At 74.2% G+C, this 21,385-nt stretch carries 24 protein-coding genes; 15 read left to right on the top strand and 9 right to left on the bottom strand.

Features of this window, described 5'->3' with window-relative positions:
- Nucleotides 1-267: 267 nt before the first annotated feature.
- From ABZ805_RS02330 to ABZ805_RS02350, 5 genes are all read left to right on the top strand, one after another.
- A complete protein-coding gene (locus ABZ805_RS02330) occupies nucleotides 268-990 on the top strand; it encodes a dienelactone hydrolase family protein (protein ID WP_358433086.1) in 723 nt (240 codons plus the stop codon).
- Nucleotides 987-1,463, top strand: a complete 477-nt coding sequence (locus tag ABZ805_RS02335; RefSeq protein ID WP_358433088.1) for a pyridoxamine 5'-phosphate oxidase family protein — start codon at nucleotides 987-989, stop codon at nucleotides 1,461-1,463. Before ABZ805_RS02330 ends, ABZ805_RS02335 begins: the two co-directional genes overlap by 4 nt.
- 169 nt (nucleotides 1,464-1,632) lie before the next feature.
- The gene (locus ABZ805_RS02340; RefSeq protein WP_358433090.1) at nucleotides 1,633-2,538 is read left to right on the top strand and encodes a bifunctional methylenetetrahydrofolate dehydrogenase/methenyltetrahydrofolate cyclohydrolase; all 906 of its coding nucleotides are present in this window, start codon (nucleotides 1,633-1,635) and stop codon (nucleotides 2,536-2,538) included.
- 387 nt (nucleotides 2,539-2,925) lie between these two features.
- Nucleotides 2,926-3,924, top strand: a complete 999-nt coding sequence (locus ABZ805_RS02345; RefSeq protein ID WP_358433092.1) for an aldo/keto reductase — start codon at nucleotides 2,926-2,928, stop codon at nucleotides 3,922-3,924.
- A gap of 369 nt (nucleotides 3,925-4,293) precedes the next feature.
- Nucleotides 4,294-4,659 carry a hypothetical protein gene (locus ABZ805_RS02350; protein WP_358433093.1) on the top strand — a complete coding sequence of 122 codons (366 nt, stop codon included), beginning with the start codon at nucleotides 4,294-4,296 and terminating at the stop codon, nucleotides 4,657-4,659.
- Between the two features lie 44 nt (nucleotides 4,660-4,703).
- On the opposite strand, the gene ABZ805_RS02355 is transcribed toward ABZ805_RS02350, so the two are convergent.
- The 3 genes from ABZ805_RS02355 to ABZ805_RS02365 form a co-directional block, all read right to left on the bottom strand.
- Nucleotides 4,704-5,150: an STAS domain-containing protein gene (locus ABZ805_RS02355; protein ID WP_358433094.1), complete on the bottom strand. Its 447-nt coding sequence runs from the start codon at nucleotides 5,148-5,150 to the stop codon at nucleotides 4,704-4,706.
- Between the two features lie 206 nt (nucleotides 5,151-5,356).
- The gene (locus ABZ805_RS02360; RefSeq protein ID WP_358433095.1) at nucleotides 5,357-6,445 is read right to left on the bottom strand and encodes an NAD(P)-dependent alcohol dehydrogenase; all 1,089 of its coding nucleotides are present in this window, start codon (nucleotides 6,443-6,445) and stop codon (nucleotides 5,357-5,359) included.
- 25 nt (nucleotides 6,446-6,470) lie between these two features.
- Entirely contained in the window at nucleotides 6,471-6,944 is a 474-nt protein-coding gene (locus ABZ805_RS02365) for a DUF4334 domain-containing protein (protein WP_358433096.1), read from the bottom strand.
- 93 nt (nucleotides 6,945-7,037) lie between these two features.
- On the opposite strand from ABZ805_RS02365, the gene ABZ805_RS02370 reads away from it, so the two are divergent.
- From ABZ805_RS02370 to ABZ805_RS02390, 5 genes are all read left to right on the top strand, one after another.
- Complete coding sequence (locus ABZ805_RS02370) at nucleotides 7,038-7,628, top strand: TetR family transcriptional regulator (RefSeq protein ID WP_358433097.1); 591 nt, start codon at nucleotides 7,038-7,040, stop codon at nucleotides 7,626-7,628.
- Between the two features lie 32 nt (nucleotides 7,629-7,660).
- Nucleotides 7,661-8,419, top strand: a complete 759-nt coding sequence (locus ABZ805_RS02375; protein ID WP_358433099.1) for a Clp protease N-terminal domain-containing protein — start codon at nucleotides 7,661-7,663, stop codon at nucleotides 8,417-8,419.
- Between the two features lie 9 nt (nucleotides 8,420-8,428).
- Nucleotides 8,429-8,878 (top strand): thioesterase family protein, encoded by a 450-nt coding sequence (locus tag ABZ805_RS02380; RefSeq protein ID WP_358433101.1) that lies wholly within the window; start codon nucleotides 8,429-8,431, stop codon nucleotides 8,876-8,878.
- Between the two features lie 59 nt (nucleotides 8,879-8,937).
- Entirely contained in the window at nucleotides 8,938-9,762 is an 825-nt protein-coding gene (locus tag ABZ805_RS02385; RefSeq protein WP_358433103.1) for an SAM-dependent methyltransferase, read from the top strand.
- Nucleotides 9,763-9,938: 176 nt separating this feature from the next.
- Complete coding sequence (locus ABZ805_RS02390; protein WP_358433105.1) at nucleotides 9,939-11,057, top strand: DUF418 domain-containing protein; 1,119 nt, start codon at nucleotides 9,939-9,941, stop codon at nucleotides 11,055-11,057.
- Here ABZ805_RS02390 and ABZ805_RS02395 read toward each other — a convergent pair.
- Nucleotides 11,054-11,836 carry a nuclease-related domain-containing protein gene (locus tag ABZ805_RS02395; RefSeq protein WP_358433107.1) on the bottom strand — a complete coding sequence of 261 codons (783 nt, stop codon included), beginning with the start codon at nucleotides 11,834-11,836 and terminating at the stop codon, nucleotides 11,054-11,056. The genes ABZ805_RS02390 and ABZ805_RS02395 overlap by 4 nt on opposite strands.
- A 227-nt stretch (nucleotides 11,837-12,063) precedes the next feature.
- On the opposite strand from ABZ805_RS02395, the gene ABZ805_RS02400 reads away from it, so the two are divergent.
- On the top strand, nucleotides 12,064-12,789 hold the full coding sequence (locus tag ABZ805_RS02400) for an enoyl-CoA hydratase (protein WP_358433109.1): 726 nt from the start codon (nucleotides 12,064-12,066) through the stop codon (nucleotides 12,787-12,789).
- Between the two features lie 77 nt (nucleotides 12,790-12,866).
- Here the strand turns inward: ABZ805_RS02400 and ABZ805_RS02405 are convergent, their stop codons facing one another.
- Genes ABZ805_RS02405 through ABZ805_RS02420 form a run of 4 tightly spaced genes read right to left on the bottom strand, consistent with a single transcriptional unit; the run spans nucleotide 12,867 to nucleotide 16,745 of the window.
- The gene (locus tag ABZ805_RS02405) at nucleotides 12,867-13,631 is read right to left on the bottom strand and encodes an ABC transporter permease subunit (RefSeq protein WP_358433111.1); all 765 of its coding nucleotides are present in this window, start codon (nucleotides 13,629-13,631) and stop codon (nucleotides 12,867-12,869) included.
- Nucleotides 13,628-14,578 carry an ABC transporter permease gene (locus ABZ805_RS02410; protein WP_358433113.1) on the bottom strand — a complete coding sequence of 317 codons (951 nt, stop codon included), beginning with the start codon at nucleotides 14,576-14,578 and terminating at the stop codon, nucleotides 13,628-13,630. The genes ABZ805_RS02405 and ABZ805_RS02410 overlap by 4 nt, the downstream gene beginning before the upstream one ends.
- On the bottom strand, nucleotides 14,575-15,240 hold the full coding sequence (locus tag ABZ805_RS02415; RefSeq protein ID WP_358433115.1) for a class I SAM-dependent methyltransferase: 666 nt from the start codon (nucleotides 15,238-15,240) through the stop codon (nucleotides 14,575-14,577). Before ABZ805_RS02415 ends, ABZ805_RS02410 begins: the two co-directional genes overlap by 4 nt.
- Nucleotides 15,237-16,745 carry an ABC transporter substrate-binding protein gene (locus ABZ805_RS02420; protein ID WP_358433117.1) on the bottom strand — a complete coding sequence of 503 codons (1,509 nt, stop codon included), beginning with the start codon at nucleotides 16,743-16,745 and terminating at the stop codon, nucleotides 15,237-15,239. Before ABZ805_RS02420 ends, ABZ805_RS02415 begins: the two co-directional genes overlap by 4 nt.
- 400 nt (nucleotides 16,746-17,145) lie before the next feature.
- On the opposite strand from ABZ805_RS02420, the gene ABZ805_RS02425 reads away from it, so the two are divergent.
- Both ABZ805_RS02425 and ABZ805_RS02430 read left to right on the top strand, forming a co-directional pair.
- Nucleotides 17,146-18,024, top strand: coding sequence for a chitosanase (locus ABZ805_RS02425; protein WP_358433118.1), 879 nt, complete (start codon nucleotides 17,146-17,148; stop codon nucleotides 18,022-18,024).
- 97 nt (nucleotides 18,025-18,121) lie between these two features.
- Complete coding sequence (locus tag ABZ805_RS02430; protein ID WP_358433120.1) at nucleotides 18,122-18,604, top strand: carboxymuconolactone decarboxylase family protein; 483 nt, start codon at nucleotides 18,122-18,124, stop codon at nucleotides 18,602-18,604.
- A gap of 33 nt (nucleotides 18,605-18,637) precedes the next feature.
- Here ABZ805_RS02430 and ABZ805_RS02435 read toward each other — a convergent pair whose 3' ends face one another.
- A complete protein-coding gene (locus tag ABZ805_RS02435) occupies nucleotides 18,638-19,228 on the bottom strand; it encodes an XRE family transcriptional regulator (protein ID WP_358433122.1) in 591 nt (196 codons plus the stop codon).
- A 131-nt stretch (nucleotides 19,229-19,359) separates the two neighbouring features.
- Between ABZ805_RS02435 and ABZ805_RS02440 the strand changes: the two genes are divergently transcribed.
- Both ABZ805_RS02440 and ABZ805_RS02445 read left to right on the top strand, forming a co-directional pair.
- Nucleotides 19,360-19,632, top strand: coding sequence for a GlsB/YeaQ/YmgE family stress response membrane protein (locus tag ABZ805_RS02440; RefSeq protein WP_358433124.1), 273 nt, complete (start codon nucleotides 19,360-19,362; stop codon nucleotides 19,630-19,632).
- Between the two features lie 409 nt (nucleotides 19,633-20,041).
- Entirely contained in the window at nucleotides 20,042-21,232 is a 1,191-nt protein-coding gene (locus ABZ805_RS02445; protein WP_358433126.1) for an alpha/beta hydrolase, read from the top strand.
- Nucleotides 21,233-21,385 lie beyond the last annotated feature (153 nt).

The raw sequence follows: 21,385 nt of genomic DNA on the forward strand, positions 1-21,385 counted from the left end.
ATTTCACCGGTGGCTCCGCCACAGGAGAAATCGCTGTCCTCGCGAGGAAAGCGCTGAGAACCCGCGGGTGGCCCGGTTGCTCCGGTGGTCGGCAGCTCATCGGCTTCGCCGCTGACAGGAAGAAGGCACGAACCGCGGTGCGGGTTCGGCGATGGGGTTCAGTCCATTGTGGATGGGTGGTGCGATCCTCTTCCGGGGCCGCGCCACGCTCGTTCGGGGGTGGGCGGGCGAGTGACAGCGCCGTGCTGCGGGGTTAGGTTCGAGGTCGTGACCACGACCGTGCCCACCTCAGACGGCGACCTCCGCGCCCACCTCGCGGCGCCCTACCCCTCGATCTCCGGGGCGCCCCCGTGGCCCGGCGTGGTCGTCGTGCACGACGCGTTCGGCATGACCGACGACGCGCGCGCCATCACCGACCGGTTCGCCGCCGAGGGCTTCCTCGCCATCGCGCCGGACCTCTACACCCGCGGCGGGTTCGCCCGCTGCGTGCGCACCGTGTTCCGCCAGCTCAGCACCGGCAGCGGGCAGGCCTTCGACGACGTCGAAGCGGCCCGGCGCGCGCTGGCCGACCGGGCGGACTGCACCGGGAAGGTCGGCGTCGTCGGCTTCTGCATGGGCGGCGGGTTCGCGCTGCTCGCCGCGCCCCGCGGCTTCGACGCCGCGGCGCCCTACTACGGGCAGGTCCCGCACGACCGTGCCGTGCTCGACGGCGCCTGCCCCGTCGTCGCCAGCTTCGGCGGGAAGGACCGCGCGCTCCAGGGCGCCGCCGACCAGCTCGAAGCGCACCTCACCGAGCTCGGCGTGCCGCACGACGTCAAGGAGTATCCCGAAGCCGGGCACGGCTTCGCCAACAAGCTGAAGGTCGGCCCGTTCGGTCCGCTGCTGCGGGTCGCCGGGATCGGCTACCACCGGGAATCGGACGAGGACGCCTGGCGCCGGGTGCTGGCGTTCTTCGCCGAGCACCTCGGGGCAGGAGGGGAGCGCGCATGACCGACGAGCTCCGGCCGCAGAAGCGCGGCCGCCGGATCGCCATGAGCCAGGAGGAGCGCGACGCGTTCCTCGCCGCCGAACGCACCTGCCGGGTCGCCACCATCGGGCCGGACGGGCCGCACGCCACCCCGCTCTGGTTCGGCTGGGACGGCACCGCGCTGTGGCTGAACTCCCTCACCCGCAGCAAGCGCTGGGCCGACCTGGTGCGCGACCCGCGGATCAGTGTCGTCGTCGACGCGGGCACCGAGTACCAGGAGCTGCGCGGCGTGGAGCTCACCGGCACCGCCGAGGTCGTCGGCGAGGCCCCGCGCACCGGCGAACCCGAACCGGCCCTCGCCGAGATCGAGCTGCTGTTCGCCCGCAAGTACCTCGGCGGCGACGAGATGATCCACGACGGCAGGCACGGCTGGCTGCGGGTCACCCCGACGAAGATCAGCAGCTGGGACTTCCGGAAGCTCGCCGAGCTCGGCTGACCGCGCGCACCACCCGATCATGCGCTTCCGGCGGTTGACATCGGACACACCGCCGCCCGCCGCCGCCCCGCGCGAGCCCGGGGAGATCGGTGGAACAGGAGGTCAGCGCGCTGCGGGTCGCTCCGGGGCGGCGTCGCCGACGACCGGCCGCTGTGCTAGAGAACTACCCGTGGCCGCTCGACTCCTCAACCCCAGTGCCCTCGCCGACACCTTCCGCGCGGAGATCCGCGCCGAGGTCGCGGCGCTGCCGGAACCGCTGACGCTGACCGGTTTCCGCGTCGAAGGGGACGGCCCCACCCAGACCTACGCCGAGTACACCCGGCGCGGCTGCGAGAAGGTCGGCATCCGCTTCGACCAGCGGGTGCTGCCCGCGGGCGAGGTCGAGCGCGCGGTGCACGAGGCGGGCAGCGACCCGGGCGTGCACGGCATCTTCCTGTACTACCCGATCATGGGGCCGGCGCAGGACCGCTGGCTGCGCGAGCTCGTCGACCCGCGCAAGGACGTCGAGGGACTGCACTCGTTCTGGAGCCGCTGCCTCTACGAGAACCGCCGCTACATCGACGTCGAGCACACCAAGCGCGCCGTGCTGCCCTGCACCCCGCTCGCGGTGCTCAAGCTCGTCGAGCAGGCCGGGATCACCCGGGCCGGTGCCGCCCAGCCGCTGGCCGGCCTGAAGGCGTGCGTGTTCAACCGCAGCGAGATCGTGGGCCAGCCGCTGGCGGCGATGATGGCGAACGACGGCGCCGAGGTCACCTCGTTCGACGTGGACGGCCCGCTGTCCTACCTGCCCGCCCAGGAGGAGGGCGCGTTCCAGGTCCGCCCGACCGACGTCGACCGCGCCACCGCCCTGGCCGAGGCCGACGTGGTGGTGACCGGGGTGCCGTCCCGCGAGTTCCCGCTGGTCCGCGCCGCGGAGATCAAGCCTGGCGCGACCTGCATCAACTTCTCCACGTTGAAGAACTACGACGACGACATCGTGGACGCGGCCGGGGTGTTCGTGCCGCGCATCGGCCCGATGACGGTCACGATGGCGCTGCGCAACGCGGTGCGCCTCTACCGCAACTGGCACAGCTGACCACCCCACCGGCTCCAGGTGAACGCCCCACCCGCCACTCCCACCGGCCCGAAGACCCACTCAACCTGCCCGATCCCGACAGGTGAGTGGCCCACCGGCCCGCCCTCATTGGGCGAAGGGCCCACTCACCTGGTCGGTTTTGACAGGTGAATGGCCCACCGGCCCATTCTCGTTGGGTGAATGGGCCACTCACCTGGTCGGTTTCGGGAGGTGAGTGGGCCACTGGTTCGTGCTCGGGGGCTCGGGGCGCTCACCTGGGTGGAGGGCCCACGATCCGGGAAGTTCCGGGGTGGCGGGAACGGTCGGAGGTGCCGCTGCGTTGCGCCGGACGGACGGTGGTCCGCGCGGCCGAGCGCGGACGACGGCGACAAGGGAGGTCACCGACTGATGGCTTTGACTCGACGAGACGACATCCCGCAACACCGGCTCGGCGCGAGCGGCCCCGCGGTGAGCGCCCTCGGGTACGGCGCGATGGGGCTGTCCGGGGTCTACGGCGCGGCCGACGACGCGGAGTCCGAACGGCTGGTCCAGCACCTCGTCGAAGCCGGGATCACGCTGATCGACACCGCCGACGTCTACGGCAACGGGCACAACGAGCAGCTGATCGGCCGGGCGCTGTCCGGCGGGCTGCGCGAGCGGATCGTGCTGGCCACCAAGACCGGTGCGGGCGGCGGCGAGGGCCTGGGGCGCCCGGAGCGGATCCGGCAGGCGATCGATTCCAGCCTGAAGCGGCTCGGCACCGACCGGATCGACCTGTACTACCTGCACCGGGTGGACCCGTCCACGCCGGTCGAGGACAGCGTCGGCGCGATCGCGGAGGCCGTGCAGCAGGGCAAGGTCGGCCACATCGGCGTCTCCGAGGTTTCCGCGGACACGCTGCGGCGGGCGCACGCGGTGCATCCGATCGCGGTGACGCAGGAGGAGTACTCGCTGTTCACCCGGGACGTGGAGGCGGAGCTGCTGCCCGCGGCGCGGGAGCTCGGCGTCGGCCTGGTGGCGTACTCGCCGCTGGGGCGCGGGGTGCTCGGCGGGTCCATCCGCAGCGCGGCCGACGTGGAGAACCTGGAGGGCAGGCAGGCGCGCTACCCGCGGTTCGCGGAGGAGGCGCTGGAGCAGAACCTGACCCGCGTCGACCGGTTGCGCACCCGCGCCGAGGAGCTCGGCACCACTCCGGCCGCGCTGGCGCTGGCCTGGCTGCTCGCGCAGGGCGATGACGTGGTCCCGATCCCGGGGACGCGGCGCGCCGCGAACCTGGACGCGAACCTGGAGGCGGCGCGGCTGGAACTGCCCGCCGAGGTGGTCGCCGAGCTGTCCGAGACGTTCCCGCCCGGTTCGACGGCGGGGGAGCGGTACACCGCGAACCTCCGCGGCGGCCTCGGCCGCTGAGCGTGACCGCGGGTGGTCGTCGTGCGCGGCGGCCACCCGCCGGTATCCCGGTTCGGTCACTCGGGCCAACGGGCTTCACCGGTTCGGGTGCGGTTCTCGGCCCCGGTCCGGCGCGATCCATTGTGGACTGCAAGGGGAATGGGTTGCGGTTGCCGGATGTTCGGCGATCAGAGTCCTCAGTGGAGTGATGTCTCGCCCGAGCCGCGGTTGCCCCGATCCGGTGATGAGATGATCCCGGCTGAGGCATAAAACCGCCGGTATATTCCCGAAAACGGTTCGGGGTCGGTGGATCGCCGGTGATCGTCGAGGAGCACACTGTCCGGCGAAGGAAGCGTGCCGCCCGGTTCCCGGACTGGAGATCCACCACCGATGAGCATCGACGACACCCCCGCCGTCTGGGCCAAGGTCCTGGACGAGGAGCCGTGGGTTCCGTTCGAGGACCCGCACCTGCCCGGCGGCGACCACGCCGCCCAGGTGAAGATCCTCGCGCCGAACGTCTTCTACGCCTGGTTCCCGCCCGGCTACTCCGCCCCCGAGCACAGCCACCCGTTCAACACGACCTACCACATGGTCAAGGGCGCGCTGCGCTTCGGCGAGGAGGGCTGGGTGCGCGCGGGCTCGGTGCGCGCCGTGCAGGCCGGGCACGTCTACGGGCCGGAGGAAGCCGATCCCGTCGACGGCTGCGAGTTCCTGCTCGTGTCCGACGGCGCGATCGGCATCGACTGGTCCGAGTGAGCGCGCGGCCGTGCCGTCCGGCAGGCGGCACGGCCCCGCACTCGTCAGCGCAGCGCGGCCGGCAGGTCCGCGAACGTCAGGAACCGCACCTGCACGTCGGCCAGCTCCAGCAGCCGGTCCAGCAGGCCGCGCTCGTCGAGGACCACGCGGAACGAGATGTCGTGCTGGTCGGCCCGCCGCTGGCACTGGTCCAGCAGGTGCAGGCAGGCCGTGTCCACGAAGGTGATCTCCGACAGGTCCAGCACCACGGTTCCGGTGCAGGACGCCAGCCGGTGCCACAGCAGCTCGCGCAGCCGCCCGGTGTTGCCCGCGTCGAGCTCACCGCGGGCGGCGAGCAGGATGGTTCCCGGGTCGGGGCGGTGCAGCTCGAGCCCGAGCGCCCCACCCCCGGCGCGCGGTGGCGCGGAAGGGGTCGGCGGACGTCGTGCCGAGATGCCGACCTGCTCTTCCAGTGCCAGCGCGTTGGTGGTGCGTACGGGAGTCACATGCATGCCGCCTCCTGGGGGTACCGAGAGCGGGCGGCGAACGCGGACGATGCCGCGGTACGACGGCCGAGCGCACGCCCTCGGTGGCGAAAGACTTGTCGCGGCTGTGGGCTCAACCGACTCCCACGCTACCTGCCGGTGCAACCCGTTCCCGGCGACCGCAGCGCCGACGGGGGAGGGTCGCCGCCCCGCGGCGGGAAACCGGGCGCGGATCACCAGGTGAGCACCGGTTTGAGCACGCGCCCGGCGCGCTGGTCGGCGACCGCCCGGTTGATGTCGGCGAAGGGGTAGGCGGTGACGAGCTCGCCGAGCGGGAAGCGCCCGGCCGCGTGCAGCGCCAGCAGCTCCGGGATGAACCGCTGCGGCACCGCGTCGCCCTCGATGCAGCCGCGCACCGACTTGCCGCGGTGCAGCAGGTCGCGCAGGTCCAGCCGCGCGGAGGTCGCGCCGAGCCCCACGACCGCCAGCATCCCGGTGGTGCCCAGCGCCGCCAGCGCCTCCTCGAACACCGGGGCCAGCCCGGTCGCCTCCACGGCGTGCGTCGCGCCGCCGCCGGTGAGCTCCCCGATGCGCGCGGCCACCTCGCCCTCGCCCGGGTCCAGCGCGGCGGTCGCGCCGAGCCGCAGCGCCAGCTCGCGGCGCTCGGCCAGCACGTCCACCGCGATCGTGGTGCCGACCCCGATCGCCCGGGCGGCGAGCAGCGCGGCCAGGCCCACCCCGCCCGCACCGAAGATCGCCACGCTGCCGTCCGGCGGTGGGCGCAGCACGTTGAGCACCGCCCCGGCCCCGGTCTGGAACCCGCAGCCCAGCGGCGCCGCCACCAGCGGATCCACCGCGCCGTCCAGCCGCACCGCGTTGTCCTCGGTCGCCAGCGCGTGCGTGGCGAACCCGGACTGCCCGAAGAACGAGCCGCCCAGCGGCGCGCCCCGCCAGGTCAGCGTCGGCGATCCGTCCGGGCGCCTGCCCGAGCCGTTGAGCCGCCGCGCCCGCGCGCAGTAGGCCCGGTCGCCCGCGGCGCAGCTGCGGCACGCCCCGCAGCTGCGGTAGCTGAGCACCACCCGGTCACCGGGCCGGACCCCGGTGACCTCGCGGCCGGTCCGCTCGACGATCCCGGTGGTCTCGTGGCCGAGCACGATCGGTTCGCGTCTGCGCGGATCGTCCTTGGTGATCAGGTCGGTGTGGCACAGCCCGGCGGCGGTGACGCGGACCAGGATCTCGTCGGCGCGCGGCTCGTCGAGCTCGACGGCCTCCAGCACGAACTCGGCGCCGGGTTCCGGTGCCACTGCCGCGGTGATCTGCACGGGACCTCCTGCGCTGCCGGGGCGTTCACTCGCGTTCGAGCAGGAAGTAGTAGTGGCGGCCGTCGTCGAGCACCTGCTCCGGCCTGCCGTTCATGATCCCCATCAGGGTGGCCGGGTCGACCGGCTTGAAGTGGTCGAGCACCGGGCGCCCGTCGTAGACCATCGTCGCGGTCACCTCGCCCCGGAACTCCACGTTCCACAGCGTCGCCTCGCCGCCGCCGAGCCGGACGTCGGAGAACGGTGCGCCGGATTCGTCGTGGCAGATGAGCGGTTTCGCGTCCAGCGCCGAGTGGAAGGTCTTGCCGTGCCAGCGCGCCGCGACCAGCTGCCGGGACAGCCGGTGGCCGGTGGCGAAGTCGGCGCCCCGCCACGCGCCGAGCACGTCCGCGGCGGCGATGGTCGGCAGCGCGGCCCAGATCTCGTCGAGTTCGTCGGGGGAGACGCCGGAGTCCTGCCGCCGGAGTTCGGCGAACCGGGTGCGGGCTTGGTCGAGGTGCACGGCGGCTCCCTGCGGCTGCGAGTTCCCGAACCGGATGGTTCGGCGGCCGAACGTACTCCCGAACCGAACGGTTCGGCAAGGTAGTCTCACCCGATGCGCGCAGCCGGCCACGCCACCCGGGAGCGGATCCTCGCCGCCGCCACCGCCGAGTTCGCCCGCCACGGCGTGGCAGGCGCCCGGATCAACCGCATCGCCGCCGACGCGCAGGCCAGCAAGGACCGGCTCTACGCCTACTTCCCCGGCAAGCAGGTGCTGTTCGAGGAGGTCGTGCGCCGCTGGGTCGCCGAGATCGACGAGCGGACCGCGCTGCGCGGCGAGGACGTGCCCGGCTACGTGGGCAGGTTGTTCGACCACTACCTGGAGCATCCGCAGAGCGCCCGGTTGCAGGCCTGGATCGACCTGGACGAGCCGGAGCGGCTCGGTGCCGACGACCTGCGGCTGACCGCGCTGCGCCCGAAGATCGACGAGATCCGGCGCGGGCAGGCGGAGGGGCACGTCGACCCGTCCTGGCATCCGGCGGACCTGCTGATCGTGCTGCTGGGCATCGCGCGGTCGATGGCGCTCTCCGCGCTGGCGATCGGCAAGCTCGACGGCGGCGCGCGGAACCGGGACGCCGCCGGGATCCGGCGGGCCGCGGTGGTGGCGGCGCAGCGCGTCGCGGAACCATCGTCAACCGGATGTTGACGCAATGGATTTCGTCAACCTATGGTTGACGCATGAGTGAACCCCTCCAGCTGTCCCCGCCCGTCCGCCTCGACGACCTCATCGCGGCGATCACCAGCGTGCACACCGACGCGCTCGACCGGCTCTCCGCCGCCGTCCTCGCCGCCGACCACCTCGGCGAGATCTCCGACCACCTCATCGGCCACTTCGTGGACCAGGCCCGCCGCTCCGGCGCGTCCTGGAAGGACATCGGCGTCGGCATGGGCGTCACCAAGCAGGCCGCGCAGAAGCGCTTCAACGGCTCCGGCCTCTCCCCGGAGCAGGGGTTCAGCCGGTTCACCGGCCCCGCGCGCAGCGCCGTCGTCGCCGCCCAGAACGAGGCGCACGGCGCCGGGCACGTCGAGATCCGCACCGAACACCTGCTGCTGGGCCTGCTCGCCGCGTCCGACGGCCCTGCGTCCGAGGGTGCCGCGCCCGGCTGCACCGCCACCCGCGTGCTCACCGCCGAAGGCATCACCCCGGACGTGCTGCGCCGCGCCGCCACCGCGCCGCTGCCGCCCGGCGGCGCCGACGTCCCCGCCCTCATCCCGTTCGACGCGGGAGCCAAGAAAGTCCTGGAGCTGACCTTCCGGGAGGCGCTGCGCCTGGAGCACCAGCACGTCGACACCGGCCACCTGCTGCTGGCCCTGCTGGAGCACGAGGGCGGCGGCGGCGTGCTCACCGGCCTCGGGCTGCGCAAACCCGCGATCGAGGACCGCGTCCGCGCCGAGATCGCCGACCGTCCGGAGCCGCCCGCCGTTACCGGCGAGTAGTGTCCGGGCATGGCCGACTCCGCCGAAGACCTGCCCCGCCGCGGCGACTTCGCCGTGCTCTGGCCGATCACCACCAGGTGGGCCGACAACGACGTCTACGGCCACGTCAACAACGTCGTGCACTACTCCTGGTTCGACACCGCGGTGAACGGCTGGCTGATCCGTGCCACCGGTGCCGACATCCGCGACTTCCCCGAGATCGGGCTGGTCGTCGAGACCAACTGCCGCTACCTCGCCGAACTCGGCTTCCCCGAAGACGTCGAGGTGGGTGTGGGCCTGGAGCGCGTGGGCAATACCAGTGTCGTGTACCGCCTCGCCGTGTTCGGCGGGGGAGCCGACGAGCCCGCCTCGGTGGGCCGGTTCGTGCACGTGTACGTCGACCGGGAGACGCGGCGCCCGGTCCGCGTGCCCGAGCGCATCAGGACCGCGCTCGCCGGACTGCGGCCGTTCGAGAGCTGAACCGCGGTCCAGGACCGTCGCGGCGGACGCAGGTGCGCGGGGAAGTCGGAGGTGGGGCCATGGATCGGTGGCCGGGCGAACGTCCCGTCGGCACCGAGGGCATCGACCTGCGGCGCCCCAACTCGGCCCGCATGTACGACTACTACCTCGGCGGCTACACCAACTTCGAAGCGGACCGGGAGGCCGCCGACCGGGTCATCGCGGTGAACCCCGACGTGGTGCCCTCGATCCGCGCCAACCGGGCCTTCCTCGGCCGCGTCGTGCGGTACCTCCTCGACCAGGGCGTAGACCAGTTCCTCGACCTCGGCTCCGGCATCCCGACCGCGGGCAACGTGCACGACATCGCGCACCGCGTCGACCCGGCCGCCCGCGTCGTCTACGTGGACAACGAACCCGTCACCGTCGCGCACGCGCGGCAGCTGCTCGTGGACGAGAAGCAGGCCGACATCATCGACGCCGATGTGCGGAACCCCGAGGTCGTGTTCGCGCGGGCCGCGGAGACCGGGCTGCTCGACTTCACCCGGCCGATGGGGCTGCTCATGGTCGCGGTGCTCAACTTCATCGAGGACGACGCGGAGGTCGCCGACCTCGTGCACCGCTACGTCGCCGAACTCGTCCCCGGCAGCTACCTCGCCCTCTCGCACTCCTCCGCCCAGTGGCTCTCCCCGGAGACCGCCGCCCGCATCGCCGAGCTGTACCGGGACGTCAACCCGCCCAGCTACTGGCGGTCGCCCGAGCAGATCGGCGCCCTGCTGGACGGCATGGACGTCGTGCCGCCCGGCGTCGTCGCCCCCTCCCACTGGCGCCCCGAAGCGGAGCCGGAGCTGCCGCCGGAACGGATCGTCTACCGGGCCGGGGTGGCGCGCATCGGTGATCCCACCTAGTCCGATCAGCCGGAAACGCGGGATCTCGCTGCCCGATGGTCGTACGCGCGCTGACCGAGCGGCCGATTCGCGCCGCCCGCCCCACCGGCGAGCATGATCCGGTGAGCACGACAGGAATCACTTCCCCAGAGACGGAACCGATCCACCGGCCTGCCGGAACCGGGCGGTTGATCGGCGTGGACATCGCGCGAGGACTCGCCGTGCTCGGCATGTTCATCGCGCACACCGGGCCGCCGCAGAGCCTGCTGAGCGAACTCGTGTCCGGCCGGTCCGCCGCGCTGTTCGCGGTGCTGGCCGGGCTGTCGATCGCGCTGCTCAGCGGCGGGACGGCACCCGTCGAAGGCCTGCGGCGGCGGCAGGTGTCGGTGCGGATCGCGGTGCGCGCGGTCGTGCTGTTCGTGCTGGGGCTGGCGCTGAGCGCGCTCGGCGCGCCGGTGATGGTGATCCTCACGTCGTACGGCGTGCTGTTCCTGCTGGCCCTGCCGCTGCTGCGGCTGCGCGCCGCGACGCTGGGCGTGCTGGCCGCGGTGCTGGCGATCGCCGCCCCGCTGGCGTCCTACCTGATCCGGAGCGCGCTGCCGCCCGCCGGTGAGTTGGGCGCGATTCCGCGGTTCGAGGACTTCACGTCCTGGTCGGGGGCGGGCACCGCGTTCCAGCACGTGCTGCTGGACGGCGGCTACCCGGTGCTGACCTGGCTGCCGTTCGTGCTGGCCGGGATGGCGCTGGGCAGGATCGACCTGCGCGCCGCGCGCGGCCGGGTCGCGCTGCTGGGGGCCGGGCTGGCGCTGGTCGGCTACGGCGGGTCGTGGCTGGCGATGAACGTCTTCGGCGCCCGCGAGCAGGTGCTGGCGTCCTTCGGCGGCGCGGTACCGCCGGAGCTGGTGGACGTGCTGCTGAGCAGGGGCTTCGGCGCCGTCGGGACGGGCAGCCCGTTCCTGCTGTTCTCGGCCGGCGCGCACAGCGGCAGCCCGTTCGAAGTCGTCGGGGCCACCGGGGCGGCGTTGCTGGTCATCGGGCTGTGCATGCTCGTGGAGCGGGCGCGGGTGCTGACGCCGATCGCGGCCGTGGGCTCGCTCGCGCTCACCGCCTACGCCGGGCACATCGTGCTGCTGGCGGCCATCGGGACGGACGGCCTGACGGGGCTGCAGCAGGTCGCACCGCACCTGGCGTGGGTGCTGCTGGCCGCGATCGTCGTGGTGTTCGCCGTGGTGTGGCGGGCGCTGCTCGGGCGCGGGCCGCTGGAACGCGTGCTGCACCTGGTCTCGGCGGCGCCCGCCGCCCGGATCGGGCGCTAGCCGTCCCGCTGCGCCCGGCGCTTCTCGTGGAAGGCGTGATCGCGGCGCACCAGCCGCGCCACCTCGTCCGCGGACGCCGGGCCCAGCGTCGGCGGGGCCTGCCGCAAGGTGCGCACCAGCTCGTCGAGGCTCGCGGTGACCAGCGCCAGGCCGCTGCGCCGCACCGAACCGATCTCCGCGCGCGGGTTCACCACCACCAGCGCCGGCCGCACCAGCACCTGGCGGCCGCGCTGCCGCAGGAAGTCGGCGAGCGCCTTCGCCACGTCCCGCACCTGGCGGCCCCAGCTCCGGCCGCTGCGGTCCGCGAGGGTGCGGTCCTCGACGTGGTTGCCGTAGCGGTCGAACACCTCCGAGCGCCAGGAATCGCCGTCGGCGTGCACCCGGCCCGGGTGGTTCTTCACCTCGATCGCCCACACCCCGCCGGGGCCGACCACCAGGTGGTCCACCTCGCCGCGGCGGTTGCGGTAGCCGCGGAACACGATCCAGTCGTCGGAGAGGCGTTCCAGCGCGGTGGCCACCGCGTCCTCCGCCTCGATGCCCGCCTCCTGCTGGGCGAGCCGGTCCTGGACCGCAGCGTCGTCGGTCGGGCGCGCGGCCTGCAACCGGCGCAGCTCCCGCCACTGGGCGGGCAGCTTCCACACCTGCCACCAGCGGCGCCGGGCGTGGCGCTCCCGCGCCTGCGCCACCGCCTGCTCGTAGCGGGTGCGCCGCTCCCGCGCGGCCTGTTCGGTCCGGCGGGCCTCGGACCGCGGATGATCGGAGAGCACCTCGACACGCACCCCGGAACCGTACTGCCCGAGCCGCGCACCTCCCGAGCTGGTCCCGCCCCTCGCCGGCACTACGAGGCCGAGGTCCCGGTCTCCTCGGGGCCTGCGCAGGTGAGCGGCCGGTTCGACCGTTCAGCGCGGTCCGGTGGATGTGATCTGGTGCGGGGCGGGGACCGCCGTCGGCGCGCGGGTGGTGCACTGGCGGCGGCACGGCACCGGGTTCGGGGAGGATGCGCGCGATGATCAGCACCGGGTGGGACGGGACGGTCGGCTTGATCGCGCTCGACCGGCACGAGCGGCGCAACGCCCTCGACCTCGAGCACTGCCGCGGGCTCGCCGCCGCCGTCACCGAGCGGGTCGAGCAGGGCGCCCGGGCGCTCGTGCTCACCGGCGAGGGCAGCACCTTCTGCGCGGGCGCCGACCTGGACGGCGTGTACGGCGACGAGTTCCGCGACGCGCTCTACACCGCGTTGCGGTCCGTGCTGGACGCGCCGGTGCCGGTGCTCGCCGCGATCAACGGGCCCGCCGTCGGCGCGGGCGCGCAGCTCTCGCTCGCCGCCGACCTGCGGGTCGCCGCGCCGGAGGCCTACTTCGCGGTGCCCACCGCCCGCAACGGCCTCGCCGTGGACCCGTGGACGGTGCGGCGGCTGTCGCTGCTCGCGGGCGGCGGACCGGCCCGCGCGCTGCTGCTCGCCGGGGAACGCCTCCCCGCCACGACCGCCCACGAGCGCGGCCTGGTGGACCGGCTCGGGACCCACGCGGACGCGGTGGACTGGGCGCGGGAGCTCGCCGAGCTGGCGCCGCTGTCGCTGCGCTACGCGAAGCTCGCGCTGAACTCGCTCGACACCGAGGTCCCGGACGCGGACCTGGAGCAGGCCTACGACGCCTGCTGGGCCAGCGAGGACGCCGCCGAGGCGAGCCGCGCCCGCACCGAACGCCGCGCGCCCCGCTTCCACGGCCGGTGAGCGGCCGTCGGTGGTGACCACCCGTCGGTGGTGAGCGCCCGTCAGTGGTGACCGGCCGTCGGCGGTGACCGGGGCCGCTATCGCTCCGCGACCAGCGCCGTCACGATCGTCTGCACCGCCACCAGCGCGCACACCGGCGCCGCCAGCAGCCACGGCGCGGTGCCCAGGTGGTCCACCGACTCGGCGATCATCGCGCCCCACTCCGGCCGCGGCGGCGGTGGCCCGAGCCCCAGGAAACCCAGCGCCGCCACCGTGTTCACCAGCGCGGGCAGCCGCACCGCGGCCAGCGCCCCCGCCGCCGGGGCCAGGAACGGCAGCAGCGACCGCCGCCAGATCAGCAGCCGGCCCGCGCCGAGCGCCCGGTGCGCCAGCACCCAGTTCCGGGTCCGCAGCTGCGCGGTCATCGCATCGGCCTGCCGCGCGAACGGCAGCCAGCTCACCCCGGCCAGCGCCAGCAGCAGCGCCGCCGTGCTCGGCCCGGCGATCAGCGTCGTCACCAGCGCGACGATCAGCGGCGGCAGCGCGGTGGCCACGTCCACTCCGGCCCGCACCAGCGCGGCGACCGGGGAGGCGCTCCACCCGGTGGCGCATCCGGCGAGCACTCCCAGCAGCACCGCCACGACCAGCGCGGACCCCGCGGTGCCGAGGGTGAGCAGCGCGCCGTGCGCCAGCCGCGCCAGCACGTCCCGCCCGAGCTCGTCGGTGCCCAGCGGGTGCGCGAGCGACGGCGCCCGCAGCACCGCTCCCATGTCCGTGACCAGCGGATCGCCGGTCAGCCCGACGCCCAGCACCACCGCGCCGATCCCGGCGATGACGAGCGCGGCCCAGCGCCGCGCCCTCACGTCAGGGCCTCTCGCCGCGCACGTGGTTCGGCGGCCAGCCCGAGCAGGTCGCCGACCGCGCCGACCGCGAGCGCGGCCAGCGCCGCCACCACCAGCCCGGCCTGCACGACGGGCACGTCCTGCGCCCGCACCGCCTCCACCACGGTGCTGCCCAGCCCGGGGATGTCGAAGACGACCTCGATGGCGGTGGTGCCGGAGATCGCCCCGGCCGCGTTGTAGGTGAGCAGCGACAGCGCCGCGGGCAGCGCGGGCCGCGCCAGGTGCACCGCCCAGATCCGGGTCTCGCCGAGCCCGCGGGCCCGGGCGGCGACCGCGAAGTTCTCCCGCCGCAGCGCCACCACCTGCTCCCGGGTGACGGCGGCGATCGGCACGGCCAGCGACGGCACCAGCGACAGCAGCGGCAGCACCGCGTACTCCGGCCCGCGCCAGCCCGAACTCGGCAGCGCGTGCAGCCCGACCGCGAACACCAGCACCAGCAGCGGCGCGAGCGCGAACTCCGGCACCGCCGAGAACACCCGCACCAGTCCCGAGATCGCCCGGTCCACGACCGATCCGGGCCGGTGCGCGGCCACCAGCCCGGCCAGGTGGCCGACCAGGAACGACAGCACCGCGGCGCCGAGCATGATGCCCACCGACACCTGCAGCGCAGGCCCGATCAGCGCGGACACCGGTTCGCCCGACACCCACGAGGTGCCGGGATCGCCGCCGAGCAGTGCGCCGAGCCGCGCCGCGATCCGCTGCGGCAGCGGCACGTCCAGGCCCAGCTCGGCGCGGATCCCGGCCAGCAGCGCCGGATCGGGATCGGCGTCGGCGTAGCGGGCGGTGAGCACCGTGCGGGCCGCGTCGACCCCGGTCAGCTCCGGCAGCAGCACCGCGACCAGCACGATCAGCACCGCCACGACCGGCGCCACGGCCAGCCGCAGCAGCAGGCCGCGACTCCCGGTCACCGCCGCGGGGCGCGAGCGGACAGCAGGAAGAACCCGGGTGCGCTCGGGTAGGGGGCGCCGTCGAACAGCGCCGTGCGGTCGGCGCGGTCCGCGAACCCGGCGCGGTCGACGAGGTCGGCGCAGCCCGCGAAGTCCACGCCCATCGGCAGTTCCGGCGCGGTGTCCGAATAGGACGAGGTGAACCGCTCTTCGGCGGCGTCGTCGCCGACGGAGGCCGCGTCCCACCGCCCGTCGCTGATCAGCAGCAGCCCGCCGGGGCGCAGCACCCGCGCCCACGCGTCCACGGCCCGCTGCGGTTCCGGCAGCGTCCACAGCACGTTGCGGGTCACGACCACGTCGAACGGTCCGGCGGGCGGTTCCTCGGCGACGCCGGTGAGCCAGTCGACGGCGAGCCCGTCCGCGGCGGCGCGCTCGGCGGCGACGGCCAGCATCCCCGGCGAGGCGTCCTGCCCGGTGACGCGGTGCCCGTCGGCGGCGAGGATGCGGGCCAGGAATCCGGTGCCGCAGCCCGAATCCAGCACCCGAGCGCCCGGCCCGACGGCGTCGGCGACGAGCGGGCAGATCCGCTTCGCCCACAGGTCCAGCGCCGGGTCCTGTCCGGGCTGCTGGTCGTAGCCGCGGCGGGCGCGGTCGTTCCAGTAGTCGACGATCGGCGCGCTCATCCGAGCTCGACCTCCTTGGTGAGGAATTCCCGTTCCAGCGGGTCGGCGGGCACTCCGCGCACCGCGTCCCGGTAGGCGAAGCGCTGCTGCTCGTGCACCAGCGGGATGCCCGCGATCCGGTCGGCGAGCAGCTCGTCGGCGCGGCGGAACACCTCGGCGCGCCGCGCCGGATCGCTGATCGCGGGCAGTTCGGCGAGCAGCGCGTCCAGCTCGGGCGCGCAGAAGTGGTCCAGGTTGAACCCGCCGCGGCAGCTGAAGTCGCTGGCCAGGTGAGCGGCGGCATCGGGCACGTCGACCAGCTGGTTGCGCGAGTACACCGCGCCGTCGAGCTCCCCGGACAGGATGCGCGGCTCGATGCTCCCGGCCGGTTCCTGCACGATCCGCACCGCGAACCCGGCGCGGCCGAGCTCGTCGGCGACGACGGTGGTCAGCGCGGGCAGCTCGGGCCGGTCCGGGTAGGTGCCGATGGTGATCGGCACGGGCGCGCCGCCGCGCACCGCGGTGACCTCCCGGCGCGCCGCGTCCGGGTCGGGCGCGGGCGGCGGGTGCTGGGCGCTCCACGGCACGGCCGGGCCGAAGTAGTGGCTCGCGGCGACGCCCTGGCCCTGCAGCACCCCGCTGACCAGGCCCGCCCGGTCGATGGCGGCGCGGGCGGCGGCGCGCAGCCGCGGATCGGCGAACGGGCCGCGCGCGGTGTTCAGGTGCAGCGCGGTGGTGCGCGGCAGGTCCACCGCGTCGGCCCGCAGCGCCGGGTCCGAGCGGATCTCGCCGAGCTGCGCGACCGGCACCTTGTCGATCAGGTCGAACTCGCCGCTGCGCAGCCCGTTGACCCGGGCCGAGGCGTCCGGCACGAAGCGCACGTCGACGCGGGCGAGCTTCGCCGGTCCGCCGCGGTGGCCGTCGAAGCGGCGCAGCTGCGCGCCGCGGTCCCCGTCGACGGCGGTGATCTCGAATGGCCCGGTGCCGACGCCCTTCGCGGGGTCCACCGAGCCGTCCGGGCGGATCGCGGCGGGCGCGAGGACGGCGGCGTTCGCGGCGCCGAGCCGCTGCGGCAGGATCGGGTCGGGCCCGGTGGTGCGCACGGCGAGGGTGCGGTCGTCGAGCGCGGTGGCCCGTTCGACGGTGCCGTTCAGCGCGCGCGGCGGGGCCGGGGCGTGCACGACGCGGTCGATCGAGTCGGCGGCGGCCTGCGCGGTCACCGGCTCACCGGACTGGAAGCGCAGGCCCGCGGCGAGGGTGAACCGCCACTCGGTGGGGGAGGTGCGCCGCCAGCTCTCGGCGAGCCCGGGGCGGGCACCGCCGTCGGCGTCGGCGTGCACGAGGGTGTCGGTGACGCCGAGCCGCTGCAGCAGCAGCGCGTCGTCGGAGGCGGGCGACCAGGCCGCGCGCGGCGGGATCGTCACCGCGACCTCCAGCGCGTCCTCGTCCGCGCCGCCTCCGGTGAAACCGCACCCGCCCAGCACCAGCGCGAGCCCGAGAACGAGGAATCCACCAGCACTTCGCAACAGCAAGCTCCTTGCAACAGACCGCAGCGGATCTTTGCACGGACAACGGCGCCGGAACCACGCCGGGCGGCCCGAACGTGTTCTCCGCCTCCCGGTGCGGCGCGCAGGGGCTGCTCCCCGCGGCGGAGCGGACCGCGGCGACCGGCGGAGCCGTCCGCGCAGGTGATCGCGCCGCGAGTCGGGGGGAATTTCCCACTTGTCCGGCGCGACCGCGGTCCTGAACAGGCGCGGAGCCGCGCACCCGAGCCCGCCGCGGTGCACGTCCGAGCGGCCGGTGTTGACGCTCCCGGTGGGCCCCGGTTGGCTGCTCGGTGCCGGTGGGCCCCCCGACGCTCACCGGCCTCGAACCCCGAAGACCCGAATCCCGAAGACCCGAACCCCGAAGATGGAGTCCGACGACATGGCCACCCCCTCGAAGCCGCTGCCCCGGCGGACCCTCCGGCTGCTGCTCGCCACCGGTGTCGCCGCGGGCGCGCTGGGCGCCACCGCGCTGCCCGCGCAGTCGGCGGTCCCCGAGGCGGCTCCGGCGGCCGCTCCCGCCGCGCTGCGGGCCGCGCCCGCCGCCGAAGGCGACCTCGCCGACCCGCACACCAAGGACATCGCCATGCAGCTGGTGTCCAGCGCCGAGAACTCCTCGCTGGACTGGCGCGCTCAGTTCGGCTACATCGAGGACATCGGCGACGGCCGCGGCTACACCGCCGGGATCATCGGCTTCTGCTCCGGCACCGGCGACATGCTCGCGCTCGTCGAGGCCTACACCGAGGCGAAGCCGGACAACCCGCTGGCCGACTACCTGCCCGCGTTGCGCGAGGTCGACGGCACCGACTCGCACGAGGGCCTCGACCCCGGCTTCACCGACGCCTGGGCGCAGGCCGCCGAGGACCCCGACTTCCAGCAGGCGCAGGAAGCCGAACGCGACCGGGTGTACTTCGACCCGGCCGTGCGGCAGGCCAAGGACGACGGGCTCGGCGCGCTCGGCCAGTTCGCCTACTACGACGCGATCGTGATGCACGGCCCCGGCCAGGACTGGCCGAGCTTCGGCGCCATCCGCCAGGCCGCCCTGGACCGCGCGACCCCGCCCGCGGACGGCGGCGACGAGACCGCGTACCTGCACGCGTTCCTGGACGCCCGGGTGGAGGCCATGAACGAGGAGGAGGCGCACAGCGACACCAGCCGCGTCGACACCGCGCAGCGCCGCTTCCTGGACGAGGGCAACCTGGCGCTGACCACGCCGCTGCACTGGGCGGTGTACGGCCAGGACTTCAGCATCGAGGAGTGACCGCGCGCCCGGTGGGCCGGGCCCGCAGCACTGGACCAGCCGATCGGGCGCGAAGTGGACCAGGAGAGCGGGCCCTCGCGGCACTAGCGTCGTGGGCATGACGCACTCCTACGAACCCGAGCACACCCCGCGGCTGAACATGGCGGAACTCGCGCCGGACGTCTACAAGAGCATGCTCCGGCTCGACGCCGCCGCCCGGAAGGGGCTCGACCCGACCCTGCTGGAACTGGTGAAGATCCGCGCCTCGCAGCTCAACCACTGCGCGTTCTGCCTGGACATGAACAGCAAGGACGCGCTCGCCGCCGGCGAGTCGGTGCAGCGGATCGTGCAGCTCTCGGCGTGGGAGGAGTCGCGGCACTTCTACACCGCTCGGGAGATCGCGGCGATCGAACTCACCGAGGCGATCACCGTGCTCACCGACGGGTTCGTGCCCGACGAGGTCTACCAGCGGGCCGCCGCGCAGTTCGACGAGACCGAACTGGCGCACCTCATCGCCGCCATCACCGTGATCAACGCGTGGAACCGGATCGCGGTCACCAGCCGCAACGTCCCCGGGCACTACACCCCGGGCTCGCACTGATCCCGCGCCGCCGCCCGAGGCCGGGCGGCGGCGTCACCCGGCCGGTTTCGACTTCACGTGCATCCGTTCGCCCTGCGGGCCGAACAGGACCAGCAGCTCCACCGCATCGCCGGTGGCGGGCCCGAACCAGTGCGGCACCCGGGTGTCGAACTCGGCCGCCTCGCCGGCCCGCAAGGTCAGGTCCTGGTCGCCCAGCACCAGCCGGACCGCGCCGTTGAGCACGTAGAACCACTCGTATCCCTCGTGGGTCTGCGGATCCGGCTCACCGCGCAACCCGCCCGGGATGATCATCTTGAAGGCTTGGACGCCGCCGGGACGCCTGGTCAGCGGCAGGAACGTCCGGCCGTGGCGCACGATCGGCTTCGCGTGGATCCGCGGATCGCCGGTGGCGGGCGCGCCCACCAGCTCGTCCAGCTGCACCTGGTGCGCCTTCGCCAGCGGCAGCAGCAGCTCCAGGCTCGGGCGGCGGCTGCCCGATTCGAGCCGGGACAGCGTGCTCACCGAGATACCGGTGGCCTCGGACAGCGCGGCCAGCGTCAACCGGCCGCGCTTGCGCAGCGCGCGCAGCCGCGGCCCCACCTGGGCCAGCGTCGCGTCCAGCTCGGGGGACGGGGGTTCGGTCATCCTTCCATTGCAGGATCGGCAACGGAATTTGTCAACGATCTGCCCGAACACACCCGTGCGCAGGCTCGGCCCGGGGCATCTCCGCCAAGTAGGGTCTCCGCCGAGAGGGGCACCGACAGAAGGAGGAAGCGATGATCGGTACCGCCATCGGCTGGATCGTGCTCGGCCTGATCGCCGGGTTCATCGCCAGGGCCGTCGTGCCCGGCAAGGACGACATCGGAGTGCTGCGGACGATCGTGCTCGGCATCGTGGGCTCCGTCGTGGGTGGCGTGGTGCTGGGGGCGCTGACCTTCGGTTTCCGCGGGTTCCAACCCGTGGGCTGGATCGGCTCGATCATCGGCGCGATCATCGTTCTGGTCGTGTACAACAAGTTCACGGGCCGGAAGAAGACCCCGCGCGACTGACGTGTCCGGAGGCGCGGGCCGTCCGGCCCGCGCCCGGATCTCCGCTGGTCGAGGAGCGGGCACGGGCGGGTCGAGCCCGTGGTCCGGCTCGTGGTGGTGCCAGTGCTGCTCGTCGAGTCGCCCGAGGTCGCGCGGTCGCCGGGCCGGTCCGCGCGCGTCCTGCGCGCCGAGAGCCCGCCGCGAAGTCCGCGGACGGCGATGCGACGACCCGGCCCGTCGCGGTGGCGACCCCCCGGACACCGCGTCACCTGGTGGACACCGCCCTCCGCGGACACCGCCCACCCGGCGGACACCGGGCTGCCGACGGATCTCGGGCTGACCGGCGCCGCCCGGCCCGGGACCGCGGCGTCCCGAACCCGGATGTCGCCCCACCGGGCGACGTCGCGGCGCTGCCGGTAGACGTGGGGGCATGGCTCCTGAGACCGACCGGCCCGGTGCCGTAGCGCTGCTCGCCAGGGCCGCCGTGCCGCCGCTGCTGGCGTGCGCGGCGGTCCTGGTGCTGTTCGTGCTCGGAGCCCTCGTCCCCGCGGTGCCGGTGGCGGGGGCGCTCGGTTCGCGGTACGTCGGCCGGTGGGCGCTGGGGTTCGTGCTGCTGTCGCTGCTGTGCTGCCTGCTCGCGGTGCTCGCCCGGCGCACCGGATCGCGGCGCGGCGCGACCGCGCTCGGTGGTGGCGGCGCGTTCGCGCTGCTCGGGTCGCTGGTGGTGCTGGGCGCGCAGCTGTCCTTCGCGCACGACCGCGGGGCGAGCATCGGGCTCGCCGACCTCGTCGACACCGGGACGCCTGCCGCGCCACCGGACCGGACCGAGGTGTACGCCGACGTGGACGGGACGCCGCTGCGGGCCTCGATCTGGTCGCCGCGCACGCCCGGCGCGAACCGGCCCGCAGTGCTGTGGGTGCACGGCGGCGGATTCATCGCGGGCAGCCGCTACGAGCAGCGCGCCCTCTACCGGAACCTCGCCGACCACGGCTATCCGGTGATCTCCATCGACTACCGGCTGGCGCCACCGGTGCGCTGGCGCGACGCGACGTCGGACGTGGTGTGCGCGATGAACTGGGTCGCGGGGCACGCGGGGGAGCTCGGCGTCGACCCGTCGCTGCTGGTGCTGGCGGGCGGTTCCGCCGGGGGCAGCCTGAGCATCAACGCCGGGTACGCGCTCGCCGACCACGACGCGGCGAGCAGCTGCGGCGGTGCTCCGCCCGCCCCGCCGATCGCGGTGGCCGGTTTCTACCCGGCGGTCGACCTGGCGGGCGCCTACGACGACAACGGGGTGGCCGGATACGCGCGGCGGGTGTCGGTCAGCTACCTCGGCGGTTCCCCGGAGCGGTATCCGCAGCGCTACGAGTACGCCTCCGCGCTGGATCGGGTGCGGCCGGGCCTGATGCCGACGCTGCTGGTCACCGGCGCGTCCGACCACCTCATCTTCGAGGACCGGGTGCACGGCTTCGCCGAGCGGCTGCGCGCGGCGGGCGACGAGGTGGTGTACGCGGCGTTCCCGTACGGCGAGCACGCCTTCGACGCCGACTTCCACAGCATCGGCGGCGCGGTGAGCCGCGCGGAACTGCTGCACTTCCTGGACGAGCACGCTCCGTTGCGGTGAACCGGGCGACACGCCGTGCTCCGTGATCGCCCCGGAGGCCGCCCCGTGTCGCACCGGCGCAACCCCTCTGTGGGCCGCGACATCGAGCGAGTTGTCCGAATTGGTCTGAATAGGTGCTTTGTGTCGACTGTCCGTCGTGCCGCGTGCAAGGGT

The sequence above is a fragment of the Saccharopolyspora sp. NPDC047091 genome (assembly GCF_040643635.1).
Taxonomy (GTDB): Bacteria; Actinomycetota; Actinomycetes; order Mycobacteriales; family Pseudonocardiaceae; genus Saccharopolyspora_C.

Excerpts from the sequence above, each read along its gene's own strand:
- ABZ805_RS02345 (WP_358433092.1), top strand. The coding sequence starts at position 2,926 with ATGGCTTTGACTCGACGAGACGACATCCCGCAACACCGGCTCGGCGCG.
- ABZ805_RS02440 (WP_358433124.1), top strand. The coding sequence starts at position 19,360 with ATGATCGGTACCGCCATCGGCTGGATCGTGCTCGGCCTGATCGCCGGG.
- ABZ805_RS02400 (WP_358433109.1), top strand. The coding sequence starts at position 12,064 with ATGATCAGCACCGGGTGGGACGGGACGGTCGGCTTGATCGCGCTCGAC.
- ABZ805_RS02415 (WP_358433115.1), bottom strand. The coding sequence starts at position 15,240 with ATGAGCGCGCCGATCGTCGACTACTGGAACGACCGCGCCCGCCGCGGC.
- ABZ805_RS02350 (WP_358433093.1), top strand. The coding sequence starts at position 4,294 with ATGAGCATCGACGACACCCCCGCCGTCTGGGCCAAGGTCCTGGACGAG.
- ABZ805_RS02445 (WP_358433126.1), top strand. The coding sequence starts at position 20,042 with ATGGCTCCTGAGACCGACCGGCCCGGTGCCGTAGCGCTGCTCGCCAGG.
- ABZ805_RS02335 (WP_358433088.1), top strand. The coding sequence starts at position 987 with ATGACCGACGAGCTCCGGCCGCAGAAGCGCGGCCGCCGGATCGCCATG.
- ABZ805_RS02425 (WP_358433118.1), top strand. The coding sequence starts at position 17,146 with ATGGCCACCCCCTCGAAGCCGCTGCCCCGGCGGACCCTCCGGCTGCTG.
- ABZ805_RS02385 (WP_358433103.1), top strand. The coding sequence starts at position 8,938 with ATGGATCGGTGGCCGGGCGAACGTCCCGTCGGCACCGAGGGCATCGAC.
- ABZ805_RS02380 (WP_358433101.1), top strand. The coding sequence starts at position 8,429 with ATGGCCGACTCCGCCGAAGACCTGCCCCGCCGCGGCGACTTCGCCGTG.
- ABZ805_RS02355 (WP_358433094.1), bottom strand. The coding sequence starts at position 5,150 with ATGCATGTGACTCCCGTACGCACCACCAACGCGCTGGCACTGGAAGAG.
- ABZ805_RS02430 (WP_358433120.1), top strand. The coding sequence starts at position 18,122 with ATGACGCACTCCTACGAACCCGAGCACACCCCGCGGCTGAACATGGCG.
- ABZ805_RS02375 (WP_358433099.1), top strand. The coding sequence starts at position 7,661 with ATGAGTGAACCCCTCCAGCTGTCCCCGCCCGTCCGCCTCGACGACCTC.
- ABZ805_RS02370 (WP_358433097.1), top strand. The coding sequence starts at position 7,038 with ATGCGCGCAGCCGGCCACGCCACCCGGGAGCGGATCCTCGCCGCCGCC.
- ABZ805_RS02435 (WP_358433122.1), bottom strand. The coding sequence starts at position 19,228 with ATGACCGAACCCCCGTCCCCCGAGCTGGACGCGACGCTGGCCCAGGTG.